Here is a 14,339-nt window from a genome sequence, read left to right as displayed (position 1 = left end):
CACGTGAGGAGATAAGGACATTATAACGATGACGACTATACTACACTATGCCAGTTGAGGAGGTTGCCATACAGCAAAAGGGAGTTCCTGCACAAACGAGCAACAGAATACAGGATGTGTGACAGAAAGATCCGGGCGATAGAGCGAATAAACAATGTGCTCAGACAGCACCGGATTAGTAGCACAACACGCACAAATACAAAAGGGTGAACATGCATCTATAGATGCGTGCTGCGCTCCCTCAGGAGCCGTATATTGGATAACAGCTACCCTCGTTGTTGCCTTGTCGCTGCAGGGAATACAGCTCAGCACCAATACCAGGAGGGTCAATATGTAAGAAATCAATCTCATGCTAATTATCCAGTAGCATAAAGGTAAAAAAATAGGTAACGCTTTCGTTAAAAAAGATTGCAACTTCGTTGTAAATGCCCTACAGATAATTGATACAGCGATGCACTTATTTTAAACGCGTGCATAATTTATCGGGTAAAGTTGTTGTCTGTAAAAAGGTAATTCCTCAAAATACAATACCAGCAGCAATCACACTTGCGTTCACTGATTTATCACCGAAATTAACCTGCCCATCTGATTCAATCCGGTCGGGATAACGGTATTTATAGCCGCGGTAGATGTAAGAAGCAAAAATGCCAATTTTGGGAAAGTGCCATGCAAGGCCGGCGCCCACACCATAAAAGTATTTTCCGGATTCATTGAACGTAATGGCTTGCTGTCCGCCGGCAGCGGTGTTAATATTTTCGGTGCGACTTACATTATAAGCGTTGCGGCCAAACTGACCGGTAATATAGGGCTCAATATGGAGGAACTGATGCTTGATTTTAAGGTCTGCAAATACCGGAATCATCACATGATCATTATAGGAGGTTACTTCTACCCCTGGTCCTACTGCAATCGTGTTGTGCAACAACGACACATTACCGATAATACCACCACCTACAGACCCGTCATTAACCATACCGTAGATATAACCATTCAGTAATTTTCCACTCTGGGCAGCGGTAAAAAAAGGCAGGAAGAGTAAAAAAATCAGTATCTTTTTCATAGTAGCTGTTTTCTGTTTAACCGGATCGCTGTATTACAATAAGCATTTGTATCAAAGGTAACAGTCAGCGGCTGTATATTGTTGTACCTGTATTTTGTTTAATTCCATTAAAATGACACCCTGCAAACTGATTTTCTGCCTGTTCTTTTTATTCATCGCCTGTACAGAAACCCCACGGGGAGATCATCCCTATACGTCTGATAGCCTGACGATGAAACTGCCACCGTACTGGAAAGTCATCAAAGATGAAACCGATACGGCAATAGGGCAGCGGACGATCAAAATTGATGACCAAAACCCAAAGGGCACCGGCAACTACCTGGTCATTTGCCAGCTACATGTCAACGCGGATTTAAAAATGGTGTTGGAAAAAACGATAGAAAGTATCCAGGAGGTTTCAGCAGAGCGAAGTGTAGCCTTTAAATTATTAACAGGCCCGGAAGCGCTCAGAATAGGCAATCTGCAGGCACTAAGAGCTACTTATGAAGGCTCAAAAGATGATTACAACTATTCAGGCATATTTACCGTTTTTCACCTGGATGGAAAAACGTATTCACTGGCATTTACCACCAAAGGGAACAACACGGTGGAAAAAACAGCCATTGTTGACAAGATTATCCGATCTTTTAAAAAATACAGCGAATGAAATCCACCACTACCTGGCTGACACTTTCCGTCATTGTATGCTGCATCGTCACCGGTATTTCCTACCATGGCGGCCTGGCTTATGATGGCGCTACCACCATGGGATTTCCCTTTACCTTTTACCGGCATAGCGTTGGCAGGAGTGCTGCTACTCAGCAGATGGCTGACCATATTACCTTCAAATGGCTGTTCATGGTAATAGACATGGCACTTGTATTCGCAGCTGTTTTCTATTTACTCCGCTTGTATAAATTCCTCAGGCAATAACACCTCCGGCACATAACCCGCAAGGAATGCTTTGACAATGGATTCAGGCGTGAGTACCTGCACCATTTCCTCTTCCGGGAACATTTCTTTTTTTATATACCCTTCGGGAGACCATAAAAACAACGCCTGTTTAAACACCACGTACGGCTGGTCGTGGTATACGATAAAGCAGCCATCCGGTAAATCATGGATAGAAGCCCTATACGTCACTTTTACTCCTTGCCGGTCTATTCTTTCCCCGTGCAATATTTTATCTATTTGCTGAATAGATATACCCGCTTCAAAACCATATTCCGCATTACCTTTCAGCCAATAGGTTTTAAAACGATTATAATCGGCCCTGCGGCATTCAAAACAGGGCCGGTGACCAGCGGCAAAGGCGGTGGCTTCATCGCGGAAAAACAGCTCCGTATAGCGGTGTGGCGCCATCACCGTTCTTTTCCGGTTTTTGAACTGCAGCACACAGGTGATCCAGGCCTTCAATTTAAAGGACCGCTGAATATGCTGTTGCTCATCATGCAGGATACCGCGGTTGCCCATCCACGTACCACGGGCGCTGCTGCGGATAATATTCCCGAATGGATCTACTCTGTTTTGTAACATACATCAATGATTTTTCCGGGAGATGGATACCATCGTAAAGCTACTGAAAAACAGGCCCCGGAAATTATTGTAAATTTATTCCTTAATTGCACCATATGCCGCTGCTCTTCAATAATCCGCAACAACCAACCGCCTTTTACCGGAACGCTATTTCCGGTACAGACCTCAATTCAACCGACCTGGTGGAAAGCATTGACAACATAGGTATGGAGCATGCCGACATGACCTTTCAAAACTGGTGCTTTGAAGGCTTCCGGCTCGCGTATGCAGTGCTGGGGCAGCAACAGGCCACCACCTATGGTATCAAAAATGATATTGACGCCGTAAAAATCTATTTCAACCGGAAAGGCCGTACCCGGATCAACTATCGCCAGCTATCAAAAAGCTTTTCCATAGAACGGGGACAATACAATATGTTGTATGCCGCAGAACTGGATAGCAGCATGTCGCATATAGACGATCACTCGGAAATCTTCTCCCTGCAAATTACCCAAAACTGTTTCCAGGACCTGATAGCAGAAGGGCGCATTACCATGGATCAATTTGCCGGTAAGGCGGCTAACAGTCAACCTGCACTGTTTTCCAACCAGTGGCTGTCCATGAATGATGCCATGGAAAAATGTATTGACGACATCCTCCATTGCCGCTTTCATTCCAGCATGAAAAAGATCTACCTGCGCTCAAAAGCAGTGGAATTATTTTTATTATTTGCAGATGCCAGCGCGGGGATATCTCCCGAAAAAAATACAATGGTAAAGAGTGCGGCAGACAAAGAGAAACTTTACTTCATCAAAGACTATCTCACCCGGCATTACGCAGATCCGGTTCAGTTTTCTGGCTTAGCCAGGCTGGCCAGCCTCAACGAATTTAAGCTGAAGACCGGCTTTAAAGCGCTGTTTAATACTTCCGTGATAGACTTCCTCATTCATTACCGGCTGGAACGGGCCAGGGAATTGCTACGGAGTAGTACTAAAAATGTCAGCGAAGTAGCCTACGAAACCGGGTACGCCTCCCCTGCTTACTTCAGCAAAGCATTCAAAAAAAAGTATGGGGTGAGCCCGAAACAATTATAATGCTCCCGATTTTACAAGTTTTAATCCCGATTTTCGGGGTATCATCCAGCAGGATAGCTCAGCTTTGTTATTCTAATCACTTTTCGAGAGATGAATACAACGACTGATGGAAAAATTGTGCTGCGGGAAGCATGCTATGAAGACATGCCTGCATTATCCCAAATGGCCGGACAGGCCTTTTGGGAAGCATTTACCGGGCAAATGCCGGAAGACGATCTGACGGCCTATATCCGCAAAGCATTTCACCCCGATCAATTCCTCCTGGAATGGCAGCAGCCACATACCATCTTCCTGATTGCCTCCTATGGAGGCGAATGGGCGGGTTATGCCAAAATGAATACACAGGGCAGGCCGGAGCGGCAGGAGGTGGAAAATTACATTGAACTGGAAAGACTGTACCTCCTTACACAACAACAGGGGAAAAAGATTGGCGCGATGCTGATGGACTACTGCATCCGCTACGCCACCGATCATGGCTATGATCAGCTGTGGCTAAACGTATGGGAAAAGAATGCCCGGGCCATCGCCTTTTACCGGCAACATCATTTTGAAATAGCAGACAGCTCTGTGATGATGCGGGGCAGCGATCCACAGCTAGCCCTGTGGATGAGAAAGATGCTGTAACAACATTTTCACCAATACCGGTACTAAATTCAGCGGGATTCGTTTTCATCCCTGTTTGCGCTATATTGGAGACATCATCCACGCTCCTATGCACAAACAAGCTATCCTGTTTTTCCTCCTGTCTGTTATCTCCCTGCCGGGTAAAAGTCAGCTCCGTCATACCCTCTGGGATGTACCTGCTATTTACGAAACACCTGCTTATGAAGTGATCAGCAGTGATTCCGCGATGGGCATTCTTTACAAGGGGCTTCCTTATCATGACAGCACCCGGCAGGTATTTGCCTACTACGCCACTCCCGGCACCGTTACCGGCAATAAAAGCCTGGATCATGATCTGCCGGGGGTAGTGCTGGTGCATGGCGGTGGCGGCGCAGCATTTAAAGAATGGGCCATTATGTGGGCGAAGAAAGGCTATGCCGCCATCGCCATGGACCTGCGGGGTAATGGTCCGGGTAAAGTACACCTGCAACATGGCTTCGTGGAGCCCGACAATAAAACACCTTATTTCACCATCACCCCTGCCCTTTCCGGGCAATGGATGTACCAGGCCGTTGCAGATGTGATCCTGGCGCATAACCTGCTACGCAGCAAGCCGGAGCTAGATAGTAATCGTATAGCCCTCACCGGTATCAGCTGGGGTGGTATCATTTCTTCCCTGCTGGCAGGCGTGGATAACCGTTACCAGGTGGTGGTGCCGGTATATGGCTGCGGATACCTGTTTGAAAACAGTTCCATGCGCAGGGAACTGGATCTGCTCAGCGCGGCAGACCGGCAAACCTGGATACAACAATATGATCCCTCACAGTATATCAGCAAAGCCGTCATGCCCGTGCTATTTGTGAATGGGACCAATGATGGGCATTTCTACCTGGACAGTTATAAAAAAACATATGAACAGGTAAAAAACAGGCATCTCTGTGTTAAAGTTGGTCTGAAACATAGTCACCATGCAGGCTGGGATAATGAAGAAATTTTCTGCTTCATCAACAGCTATCTGAATCATACCCCTCCATTAGCACTAATCAAAAAAAGCGTTGTTGCTAAAACAGGAATCAGCGCCCGTGTGCAATCGGCTACACCTCTTACCGGGGCATTCATTCACTATACCACGGATACGACTATACTCTTAAAAGATAAAGTATGGCAAACAGCGAAAGCGGAGATGCAGGGCCGGTACATCAAGGCGCCCCTGCCGCCTGCAGGAACGCTGATCTGGTTCCTATCGGTCACGGATCAACGGGGCATGCGGAGTTCGGGGGACATCAATTTTATTCCATAGCACCATAACGTGTTACAACATTTAATAACCGGGCAAACTTTCTCAAAAAAATTTGTGTAGTTAAATAACTACACTTATATTTGTAGTCAAATAGCTACATAATGAATTTACGTAGAGATGTATTTCAAGCCATAGCGGACCCTACAAGGAGGGCTATACTACTGTTGGTAGCCACACAAGGCATGACAGCAGGGGCCATTGCTGCCAATTTTGACACAGCAAGACCCACCGTTTCAAAACACCTGCAGATACTCACGGAGTGTGAATTGCTGGAGCAAAAGCAAACAGGCAGGGAAATCCACTATTATATCAATGCCAAAAAAATGAAAGCCATAGCAGATTTTATTGAACCATTCCGCCAAATGTGGGATGAACGTTTTAATAAATTAGAATCCATCATGAAAAAATATAAAACCAAAAAACCGGAATAACTATGGAGCCTAAAACAAAAGTACATGCCGAAGACGGCAAACAGGAATTAACAATAACCAGGGAGTTTGACCTCCCATTGGAGTTACTGTTCCGGGCCTACATAGATCCCGAAATTGTGGAGCAGTGGATGAGTACCAAAGTATTGAAACTCGATAACCAAAAGCAGGGCGGCTATCAATTTGAAACAACCGATCCTAAGGGCAACAAACACGGATTCAGTGGCACCATCCACGAGTTTGTTCCGGACCAGAAAATCACCCGGACCTTTGAAATGGAGAATACGGGGTTTGGCGTTCAGCTTGAATTCCTGGAATTTGAAGCACTCACAGACGATACCAGCAAACTAAGCATGCATATCGTATACAGATCTGTAGCACAAAGAGATCAGTATCTGCAGATTGGTATGTCTAAAGGCATGAACATGGCACATAACCGTTTACAGGAAATTGTTAACAAACTAAAATAACACATCATGTCAAAGAGAAATAAAATCATCTATTGGATAGCCACGCTCTGGCTGTCACTGGGCATGGTATCCACCGGAATAGTGCAGCTGATGAAAGTAAAAGGCGAAGGAGATTTCACAGCTCACCTGGGCTATCCCGACTACCTGCTGCCAATACTGGGTACCTGGAAAATCCTGGGAGTTGTAGCGATACTAATGCCTAAATTTGCCTTACTAAAGGAATGGGCATATGCAGGCTTTTTCTTTGCCATGTCCGGTGCTGCATTTTCCCATATCGCAGCAGGCACCACGAAAGAAATAGGACCTTGTTTGCTATTACTGGCACTAACCGTGATATCCTGGTATTTCAGGCCCGCAGATAGAAGACTCGTTTTGGTTAACATCAATAAATAAAACAGCATGAATCCGAAATGTGATTTTTATTTTGAGAACGACAACAAATGGCAGGAAGAAATCAGGAAATTGAGAATCATCCTTCTTGATTGTATGCTGACCGAAGAATTGAAATGGGGCAGTCCCTGTTATACGTACCAGGATGGTAACGTCGCATTAATACATGTGTTTAAAGACTACTGTGCGGTGTTATTTTTCAAAGGTGCGCTGTTAAGTGATCCCAATGGTATCCTCATCCGGCAATCCGAAAATGTACAGGCAGGACGCCAGGTCCGGTTCACCAGCATGAAGGAAGTAACGCAGCTGAAATCTATCCTGAAGGCCTATATTTTTGAAGCCATTGAAGTGGAAAAAGCCGGTTTGAAAGTGAAGCTCAAAAAGACCGAAGATTTTAAAGTAGCGGAAGAATTTCAAAAGAAATTAAATAAAATGCCTGCCCTGAAAGCCGCGTTTGAAGCGCTGACACCAGGACGGCAGAGAGCCTACAATCTTTACTTTACTTCCGCCAAACTACCCAAAACCAGGGAGTCAAGAGTAGAAAAATATATCCCGCAAATCCTCGATGGAAAGGGATTGGATGATCTGTAAATTCCAGGAGTACATCAATCAGACTTTAAAATAACTACAGCTGCAACACGGTTACCGGTACCCTGTCTCAGGGATACCGGGAAAAACCGTTTATAGGCAGGGTATCCCATACACGTTCGTTCCCCAATACGGTTCTTATTTGCCCGCTGATATCACCCATACCCAACATGACAAGTATACTACCATAGGTACAATTTGGAATCAGGTTGAAAACCCGGGGAATATCCTTTTTTCGATATGCTCTAAATGCCCATACACTCGCATTTGTTATTCTCAAATCCCCACTGCACTAGCTTTGAATATTATCTAATACGCCATACACTCCCTTTAGCTAATCTTCCATCTACCCCGAAAACACGTTCCCCGGATTATCTTATATTTATAGTAATCAAAATAATCTCCCATGGCAAAACAAATGTCTATCCTTCCCTTTACGGGAAAACTCGGTCCTCTCATTGGGTATAAGCGCAATGGCAACTACTTCCTGCGCTCCATGCCGGAAAGCGTGCAGCAAACGGCTGCTACCCGCCGCGCATCCAGGCGTTTTGGCATCGCCAGCAGGAAAGGCGCTTTCATCCGTAAGGCGTTCTACCCCCACCTGGATATTCACTGTGACGGCGCCCACATCAATCGGCTCAACAGGGTACTCATTGCTGCCGGTGATCATCATGCCGCTATTACAGGTTTCCGCTTCAATCAGCATACCGGAGTAGATCGTTTCTTTGCGGTGGCTCCCCGGCTTCTGAGTAACGGGGTATTAAATATTCCTGCACAAACCATCGACGGGTATAAAGGTATGGCTGCCCTGGAAGTAAAAGTGATCGCAACACGCATTGATTTTATATCGCGTAAGGTGGCGGGTAGCGAAACGGTTACGCTGATGATAGCCCCCGATACCACTTTCCAGGAAACAAATGTTTCACTCGATGTACCCGGGCAGGGCTCACTGGTAGTAGTTTTCCAGGTAAGAGCCATGTACAAAGATGGCCCATCCAACAGCAGACAATACATGGCTGCCGATATTATTGCGGTGGCAGCCCCACAGGTACTCAAATATGCTCATAAACGTACGTACCCAAAGCGGACGAAATTGCTTCCAAAACTTACCTATACACACGCATATCCATCCGTTATTCAACTGGAATAAAATCATCTTGCCTCCGGAGATATTTTGATAAATAAACCCTTTATACCTGCTTCCTTTAAATAATATATCTTTTTCCGCAACTACAGCCTCGTACTGAAGCAGCCCTGCTATGGCCGGTTCTCACCTCTTTCCGTCTGCTGATGCCATTTCATCCCGGTTATACATCCGGAACTCACCCCCGCATCAAGTCCACCTCTCCTGCAGTGCTGCTGTATGTGCATAGCGGGTGCTAAGTATAGCATAGACGGTATCAACGTAATGAAAATATACTTTTCCAGGTAATAATTTATAGTCACCTCCCAGGTTTGCAACTTGATACCAATTCGCTATTTTTTATACCTTTGCGCACACCTATACTTGTACCCATGGAACAACAAACTACAGAAACATCGATTTTTGAGAATGAAATACATCTGAGTAACGCCAGTTCTGGAAAACGCCTGGGCAACTACGTCATCGATTTATTAAGTTTTTATGCCGTCATATTCCTTTTCTTTTTCTTTCTTGCCATGGTATCTCCTGACACATCAGACGCCATGCTATCCTCACTGGATAATGAGCTCCTGGAGAGGGTCTTGGCATTGGTATTTTTCGGGATCTATATGGGCATAGTAGAAGCCATCTTCCGCGGCAGAACACTCGGTAAACTGATCACGGGTACCCGGGCAGTAAATATGGACGGCACCGCCATTACTCCGCTCAAAGCTTTCTACAGGGGAATTATCCGTGCCGTTCCTTTTAATCCGATGAGCGGACTGGGAACGGGAACCTGCAACCCCTGGCATGACCGGTGGACAGACACCTGCGTAATTGAAATTAAGAACTCTATATTACCAATAGGCGCATAATAAAAAAGCAGGACAGACCGTCCTGCTTTTTTTTAGTTACTTAATCCTGTCGGCTCATTACCACCAACTTCTTCACCATTTCCTTTTGTTGTACCCCCATGCGTAAAAGGTAAATACCCGGTGTAAGACCTCCTACCTTCACACGGATACTATTATTGCCTTTGCGTAAAGAGATACCGGGCCTTGTCAGCACCAGCTGTCCTTTCAGGTCATATATTTTCAGTGTAGTCATCTCCGTTATCGGCGCTACCAGCGAAACCGTAATTTCTTCTCCGGATAACGGATTCGGATATACGCTGCACGACAAATCTTCATTGCCTTTCCATGTGGTCAATTCCTCCGGATGTACAACCGCTACCGCAGACTGCTGCAATGGCGCTATATTAAAATTACCCATTACCTGCACTTCCGCCAGGCTTAAAACTACGTTGGTGCTTTGCAGTTGTACCCGCACATACCGGCCCGTATTGTTGATAGCAATCACCGATGGGCTGCCGGCAGTAGCTGTTTGAAAGTAATCCTGCACGCCGGCCTGTGCCTGTGTACCGCTCACTGTGGAGGAGGTAAAAGGAACATCGGAAATAAAAATATGATAATTGGCAAGACGACTACCACAACAGTCCGTTCGATTATAGATACTGATGGTCTGGATGTTGGCGGAAGCGCCCAGGTCCACCTGCCACCAGGGCTGATTGGTTAAGGACTCTGCAGTATGGGTAACAGAGTTCCCAAAGTAATCACCGTTGGTATTACCATCTACTGCCAGTGGCGCAAGACCGCTGGTACTGCTATGATCGCTCGATTGCGTAGCCGGTTTATTCAGCGCCAGGTTGCTGGCAGGGACCACTACTGTACCTGCATTTTTCCAATAGAACAGGTCGGCCAAACCGCCATCCAGTGTATCATTGAGCTGATATTTTTTGCCACTGATCAGTGTCAGGTTCACCTTTTCCACCACACCATCTTTCCTTCTTACCCGGTATAAAGTATCTACTGGATAAGTACCGAAATTAATACTCAGTGTAATTTTCTGCTTAGCCAGATTTGCTTTACCCTGGATAGTATCCGTTAAGATCCCTGTGGTGCCGGGAGCATTGCAACAGCCGTTGGAAACCGTCAGGCCATTCAGGATCATAAAATACGCAGCACTGGTACTGGTCACAGGCGCCATGGTAATACCACTGGTATTGTCGATGCCCGGCACCGGCTTAAAGTATCCGATGGCTACATCCCCTCTTAGTCCGTTGTTGGTAGCGCTTACCAGGTTAGTGGCCGCAATGCTGGTAATATAGGGTCCTGCTGTAGAATCCCAGGCAGCAATGCTGGCAGGAGCAGCATTATTCACCGCGGTGCTGCCGGATAGATGTTGCCCGGCGATGAAGCGTATATCGCGGGTACGCAAACGCGATAAATGCGGAGACAGGTGCCCCACTTCATCACCCAGTCTTGCATTTTGCCAGTATTGGGCAGTAGGCGTACCATTCTGGTCTGTCCAGAAGAAAGTATTGTTACCTCCAATATACCGGAAGCTGTTCAACCATTTGGCCCCCATAATCAGGAATGAATACACGCCAATATTAAACTCTGACTCAGACGGGTAGTAATTATAGGAACCGCCGTTTCTGCTGCCTTTATATCCCTGCAGATAAGCGCCGAAAGCAACAGGCGAAGCACCGCTGCCATCATAACCTTCCAGCGCCAGTTTCCGGTAGGTGTACATGTCCTGCAGGATCGCAGCCTGGGAACCTCCTGCCGCAGGATTTCTGTTTACATAAAAATAGTAATAGTCGTAGGTCAGCAAATCAGGTTTGGCTGTTTGCAGGTAGGTCCGGAGATTGGATTCAGACCATTGACCAATATATTGATTATTATGTACCAGTACATTGGGGTATTTATTCCTGGACACGGTAAACCAGTCACGCATATAGTTTTGTACCGTTGTACTATAGCCTTCTTCATCTCCAAAACAAATGCTGGACAACAGGTTACTGTCTGCCGCCTGCAGGGTATTCAAAAATCCATTCGACTGTTCAAAGGTAGTAGGGCCGCGGCTTACCTGTGTACCATAAGGTCCCTTCACCAATCCCCACTGCGCGGTTGGATTTTGCTGATGGATGGTGTAATTGTACATGGGTAGTTCGTAATAGGTAGGCGCAAAATGGCTGTTCGCCAATTCATTGCCACTGGGAAAATGATCTGCTCCCGGCTGCATATACCAGCTAACACCACTTTGTGCAAAGGTGCTGACCAGGGAGTTGTTGGAAAATGCTGCATTGGATACAAACAAATAAAACCCTTTCAGCCGCTGATCGCAGCAGTCGGTCCGGTTCCAGATGAGGACAGAGTCAATAGCAACCGTACTGCCCAGGTCTACCTGCCACCAGGGTTCTATGGCAACACTGCCTGCAAGCGTGTGTGTAACGGAGCCGGCAGCATAGTTACCATTGGTATTACCATCCACCGCTTTACTGCTCAATCCGCTGCCTGGGTTGATATCAGATGATTGCTGGGTAGTTTTGCTGAAGGCTACATTCACACCGCCACTGAATACCTGTACTTCAGCAAGGCTCAGTGGATCGGTGGCAGGTAGCTGAATCTTCAGATAGCGGCCGGTTCTGCCGATATTAATCGTTGTCAGTGCCGGAACGGGATGATCCTCGGGGGCGCCATCTACCCGGATCCAGCTTTGGTACTGAATACCTTTTTGAATAAAGATTTTGTCCTGCCGCGTCATGGTTTGTGATCGGGAGCTGCCCGCCAGCAACAGCAACCCGATGGTGCCCCACAGGGGTACACGGCTGTTTTTAAAATTCAGTTGCATACAAATATGTATTTAGTGATCAGAGAAAACAGTACTGCGCCCGAACGGCCGGCAGTATATCTTGTGAGGTAACCTTAACGGTTACACGCTTTGGGTTTCTTTTTGGTTGAATCTTCTTTCACTGCACTGTTTCGGGATCATCAGCTATCGTGGTTCATTCGTTTTCATAGTCGGAAGCCATAAAGCCTCCCTTTATATAGTGGGTATAATTTCCTGCTTACCCTTACCCGGAGGAAATATTTTTTTCCGGGGGACAGCTAGTAGTATTTTATCTCATTTCTCTGGTATTTTCTCCTACCTTCCGTTTGACCGGTACTTTTAGCCGGGGGTAATTTGCTAATTGAAAAAAAAGGAGTTTATTTGGTTGCACGTACGTATCACCTTATCAACTGTAATTCCGGTGGCAATGGAGCAATACACGGATGAAGAGCTGCTACAACTGTTGATGCAGAACAATGAAGTGGCATTTCGCCAACTCTACAAAAGATACTGGAAAAAACTGCTTGCCAAAGCTTATACGCAGCTGCAATCCCATGCAGATGCGGAAGAGTTGGTACAGGATGTGTTTGTGAATATCTGGCACCGCCGCCAATCTCTGCAAATCAAATACAGCTTCCATACTTATATCTCTGCCGTTACCCGTTATAAAATATTTGAGCGGATAGCTGCCAATAAAAGACTGCCGGTAACGGAAGATGCTGCTGATTGTATTGTTTCTGATCATTCTACCGAACAATGGCTGGAGGGCGAAGCGCTGAAAGCAGCTATAGAAAGTGTGATTGGCACGCTTCCTGAAAAATGTCAGCTGGTATTCCGGTTAAGCAGGGAACAGGGCCTGACCGAAAAACAAATTGCACACACCCTGCAGATATCTCACAAAACAGTAGAATCACACATGAGCAAGGCATTGCGCATATTAAGAGGGGCCGTCAGTCACTTCCGCTGCCTGTTTTTTTCTCTCTGAAAAATATTTTTTCCGCACCACTAAGGGTAAGCACATTTTTTCACCCACTATATAACAAAGGGCATTGATATGCAGCCACAAATACCGGACAACATCAGGCAACTGGCCGACAAATGGATAAAAGGGACGATCACCGCAGCAGAAAGAAACATTTTGTTGGAATGGTATGCGCAGCAAACACCCGCCGAAATTACCTGGGATTCGGCAGATGCGGATGAAAGTGAAATGGAAGAACGATTGTTTGCTGCGTTGCAACATAAGCTATCGCCCCGCTTACAGCCGGTCAAAGGTCACCTGCGTAAACGACTGATGCAGGCGGCCGCCGTATTACTACTCATCGCTGCAGGATGGGCGGGCATCCATAAATGGCAGCAAAGCAATATGGTGATCGTTTCGGCAGATGGCGGTATTAAGAAAATGATTCTGCCCGACAGCAGTATTGTGTGGCTGAAAGGTAACAGCTCCCTCTCCTACCACGCCAGCTTTGGAAAAAAAGACCGGCAGGTAGAACTAAAAGGGGAAGGACTGTTCGAGATAAAGAAAGATGCGGCACATCCTTTTATCGTGGAAAGTGGCCAGTACACTACACAGGTATTGGGCACCAGCTTCAATATAAAGGAACAAACACCCCACAACTCTTTCTCCTTGCTGGTATTAACGGGCAAGGTACAGGTAGTAAAGAAAAACAATAAAGACAATACAGCTCCATTGCTTATTACCCCGGATTATGAGTTCATTAGTAATAACCGCCAGTCAACCGTGAACAAAGCCAGCAACACAGAGAGAGCGCAATCAGTGAATGGTACGGAATACGACATGAACTTTAACCGTACAGCATTCCCGGATATCATCAAACGGGTCGAACATAAATTTGACGTGAAATTTACCGGCAACTACCAATCATTTGAAGCCTGCCGTATTACAGCAGACATCACGGATCAATCATTATCTAATTCTCTAAAACTCCTTACCATGGCCATCAATGCGGAGTATCAAATTAACAACGGCACCATCATGATTACTGGAAGCGGATGTAAATAAACACAAATAAAAACAGGGATGCGCGAACATCCCTGTATAATAAGTCCAAACAACAAACAGCTATTTATTATTTAAACTCAACCAAAGT

The 14,339-nt window shown here is 46.0% G+C and carries 17 protein-coding genes; 13 read left to right on the top strand and 4 right to left on the bottom strand.

Going from position 1 to position 14,339, the window contains the following annotated elements; all coding sequences use genetic code 11:
- Positions 1-45 precede the first annotated feature (45 nt).
- Entirely contained in the window at positions 46-351 is a 306-nt protein-coding gene (locus tag AB4Z08_RS20435; protein WP_441575633.1) for a DUF6660 family protein, read from the bottom strand.
- Between the two features lie 166 nt (positions 352-517).
- Positions 518-1,060: a hypothetical protein gene (locus AB4Z08_RS20430; protein WP_441575632.1), complete on the bottom strand. Its 543-nt coding sequence runs from the start codon at positions 1,058-1,060 to the stop codon at positions 518-520.
- Positions 1,061-1,172: 112 nt separating this feature from the next.
- Between AB4Z08_RS20430 and AB4Z08_RS20425 the strand changes: the two genes are divergently transcribed.
- Together AB4Z08_RS20425 and AB4Z08_RS20420 are read left to right on the top strand one after the other, a co-directional pair.
- The gene (locus AB4Z08_RS20425) at positions 1,173-1,706 is read left to right on the top strand and encodes a hypothetical protein (protein ID WP_441575631.1); all 534 of its coding nucleotides are present in this window, start codon (positions 1,173-1,175) and stop codon (positions 1,704-1,706) included.
- Positions 1,703-1,972 carry a hypothetical protein gene (locus AB4Z08_RS20420; RefSeq protein ID WP_441575630.1) on the top strand — a complete coding sequence of 90 codons (270 nt, stop codon included), beginning with the start codon at positions 1,703-1,705 and terminating at the stop codon, positions 1,970-1,972. The genes AB4Z08_RS20425 and AB4Z08_RS20420 overlap by 4 nt, the downstream gene beginning before the upstream one ends.
- On the opposite strand, the gene AB4Z08_RS20415 is transcribed toward AB4Z08_RS20420, so the two are convergent.
- Positions 1,940-2,575 carry a hypothetical protein gene (locus AB4Z08_RS20415; RefSeq protein ID WP_441575629.1) on the bottom strand — a complete coding sequence of 212 codons (636 nt, stop codon included), beginning with the start codon at positions 2,573-2,575 and terminating at the stop codon, positions 1,940-1,942. The two genes, AB4Z08_RS20420 and AB4Z08_RS20415, sit on opposite strands and share 33 nt — an antisense overlap.
- A 95-nt stretch (positions 2,576-2,670) precedes the next feature.
- On the opposite strand from AB4Z08_RS20415, the gene AB4Z08_RS20410 reads away from it, so the two are divergent.
- The 9 genes from AB4Z08_RS20410 to AB4Z08_RS20370 all read left to right on the top strand — a co-directional run bounded on the left by AB4Z08_RS20410 (position 2,671) and on the right by AB4Z08_RS20370 (position 9,425).
- The gene (locus tag AB4Z08_RS20410; protein WP_441575628.1) at positions 2,671-3,648 is read left to right on the top strand and encodes a helix-turn-helix transcriptional regulator; all 978 of its coding nucleotides are present in this window, start codon (positions 2,671-2,673) and stop codon (positions 3,646-3,648) included.
- Positions 3,649-3,738: 90 nt separating this feature from the next.
- On the top strand, positions 3,739-4,272 hold the full coding sequence (locus AB4Z08_RS20405) for a GNAT family N-acetyltransferase (protein WP_441575627.1): 534 nt from the start codon (positions 3,739-3,741) through the stop codon (positions 4,270-4,272).
- 88 nt (positions 4,273-4,360) lie between these two features.
- Entirely contained in the window at positions 4,361-5,551 is a 1,191-nt protein-coding gene (locus AB4Z08_RS20400; protein ID WP_441575626.1) for an alpha/beta hydrolase family protein, read from the top strand.
- Between the two features lie 101 nt (positions 5,552-5,652).
- Positions 5,653-5,982: an ArsR/SmtB family transcription factor gene (locus AB4Z08_RS20395; RefSeq protein ID WP_441575625.1), complete on the top strand. Its 330-nt coding sequence runs from the start codon at positions 5,653-5,655 to the stop codon at positions 5,980-5,982.
- Positions 5,983-5,984: 2 nt separating this feature from the next.
- Positions 5,985-6,449, top strand: coding sequence for an SRPBCC domain-containing protein (locus tag AB4Z08_RS20390; RefSeq protein WP_441575624.1), 465 nt, complete (start codon positions 5,985-5,987; stop codon positions 6,447-6,449).
- Positions 6,450-6,455: 6 nt separating this feature from the next.
- A complete protein-coding gene (locus AB4Z08_RS20385) occupies positions 6,456-6,842 on the top strand; it encodes a DoxX family protein (RefSeq protein ID WP_441575623.1) in 387 nt (128 codons plus the stop codon).
- Positions 6,843-6,848: 6 nt separating this feature from the next.
- Positions 6,849-7,430: a YdeI/OmpD-associated family protein gene (locus tag AB4Z08_RS20380; RefSeq protein WP_441575622.1), complete on the top strand. Its 582-nt coding sequence runs from the start codon at positions 6,849-6,851 to the stop codon at positions 7,428-7,430.
- Positions 7,431-7,833: 403 nt separating this feature from the next.
- Positions 7,834-8,577: a hypothetical protein gene (locus tag AB4Z08_RS20375; protein WP_441575621.1), complete on the top strand. Its 744-nt coding sequence runs from the start codon at positions 7,834-7,836 to the stop codon at positions 8,575-8,577.
- Between the two features lie 365 nt (positions 8,578-8,942).
- Positions 8,943-9,425 carry an RDD family protein gene (locus tag AB4Z08_RS20370; protein WP_441575620.1) on the top strand — a complete coding sequence of 161 codons (483 nt, stop codon included), beginning with the start codon at positions 8,943-8,945 and terminating at the stop codon, positions 9,423-9,425.
- A gap of 40 nt (positions 9,426-9,465) precedes the next feature.
- Here the strand turns inward: AB4Z08_RS20370 and AB4Z08_RS20365 are convergent, their stop codons facing one another.
- A complete protein-coding gene (locus tag AB4Z08_RS20365) occupies positions 9,466-12,246 on the bottom strand; it encodes a galactose-binding domain-containing protein (protein ID WP_441575619.1) in 2,781 nt (926 codons plus the stop codon).
- A gap of 406 nt (positions 12,247-12,652) precedes the next feature.
- Here AB4Z08_RS20365 and AB4Z08_RS20360 point away from each other — a divergent pair, with 406 nt between their 5' ends.
- Positions 12,653-13,210 carry an RNA polymerase sigma factor gene (locus tag AB4Z08_RS20360; protein WP_441575618.1) on the top strand — a complete coding sequence of 186 codons (558 nt, stop codon included), beginning with the start codon at positions 12,653-12,655 and terminating at the stop codon, positions 13,208-13,210.
- A 69-nt stretch (positions 13,211-13,279) separates the two neighbouring features.
- The gene (locus AB4Z08_RS20355; RefSeq protein WP_441575617.1) at positions 13,280-14,251 is read left to right on the top strand and encodes a FecR family protein; all 972 of its coding nucleotides are present in this window, start codon (positions 13,280-13,282) and stop codon (positions 14,249-14,251) included.
- Positions 14,252-14,339: the final 88 nt, after the last annotated feature.

This window comes from Chitinophaga sp. RAB17 (assembly GCF_052114225.1).
In the GTDB taxonomy this organism is placed as follows: Bacteria; Bacteroidota; Bacteroidia; order Chitinophagales; family Chitinophagaceae; genus Chitinophaga.
The sequence above is the reverse complement of the archived record's forward strand: the minus strand, read 5'-3'. Positions and strand labels throughout refer to the sequence as shown.

Excerpts from the sequence above, each read along its gene's own strand:
- AB4Z08_RS20360 (WP_441575618.1), top strand. The coding sequence starts at position 12,653 with ATGGAGCAATACACGGATGAAGAGCTGCTACAACTGTTGATGCAGAAC.
- AB4Z08_RS20395 (WP_441575625.1), top strand. The coding sequence starts at position 5,653 with ATGAATTTACGTAGAGATGTATTTCAAGCCATAGCGGACCCTACAAGG.
- AB4Z08_RS20380 (WP_441575622.1), top strand. The coding sequence starts at position 6,849 with ATGAATCCGAAATGTGATTTTTATTTTGAGAACGACAACAAATGGCAG.
- AB4Z08_RS20370 (WP_441575620.1), top strand. The coding sequence starts at position 8,943 with ATGGAACAACAAACTACAGAAACATCGATTTTTGAGAATGAAATACAT.
- AB4Z08_RS20415 (WP_441575629.1), bottom strand. The coding sequence starts at position 2,575 with ATGTTACAAAACAGAGTAGATCCATTCGGGAATATTATCCGCAGCAGC.
- AB4Z08_RS20405 (WP_441575627.1), top strand. The coding sequence starts at position 3,739 with ATGAATACAACGACTGATGGAAAAATTGTGCTGCGGGAAGCATGCTAT.
- AB4Z08_RS20435 (WP_441575633.1), bottom strand. The coding sequence starts at position 351 with ATGAGATTGATTTCTTACATATTGACCCTCCTGGTATTGGTGCTGAGC.
- AB4Z08_RS20355 (WP_441575617.1), top strand. The coding sequence starts at position 13,280 with ATGCAGCCACAAATACCGGACAACATCAGGCAACTGGCCGACAAATGG.
- AB4Z08_RS20375 (WP_441575621.1), top strand. The coding sequence starts at position 7,834 with ATGGCAAAACAAATGTCTATCCTTCCCTTTACGGGAAAACTCGGTCCT.
- AB4Z08_RS20390 (WP_441575624.1), top strand. The coding sequence starts at position 5,985 with ATGGAGCCTAAAACAAAAGTACATGCCGAAGACGGCAAACAGGAATTA.
- AB4Z08_RS20385 (WP_441575623.1), top strand. The coding sequence starts at position 6,456 with ATGTCAAAGAGAAATAAAATCATCTATTGGATAGCCACGCTCTGGCTG.
- AB4Z08_RS20425 (WP_441575631.1), top strand. The coding sequence starts at position 1,173 with ATGACACCCTGCAAACTGATTTTCTGCCTGTTCTTTTTATTCATCGCC.
- AB4Z08_RS20410 (WP_441575628.1), top strand. The coding sequence starts at position 2,671 with ATGCCGCTGCTCTTCAATAATCCGCAACAACCAACCGCCTTTTACCGG.
- AB4Z08_RS20365 (WP_441575619.1), bottom strand. The coding sequence starts at position 12,246 with ATGCAACTGAATTTTAAAAACAGCCGTGTACCCCTGTGGGGCACCATC.
- AB4Z08_RS20420 (WP_441575630.1), top strand. The coding sequence starts at position 1,703 with ATGAAATCCACCACTACCTGGCTGACACTTTCCGTCATTGTATGCTGC.
- AB4Z08_RS20430 (WP_441575632.1), bottom strand. The coding sequence starts at position 1,060 with ATGAAAAAGATACTGATTTTTTTACTCTTCCTGCCTTTTTTTACCGCT.
- AB4Z08_RS20400 (WP_441575626.1), top strand. The coding sequence starts at position 4,361 with ATGCACAAACAAGCTATCCTGTTTTTCCTCCTGTCTGTTATCTCCCTG.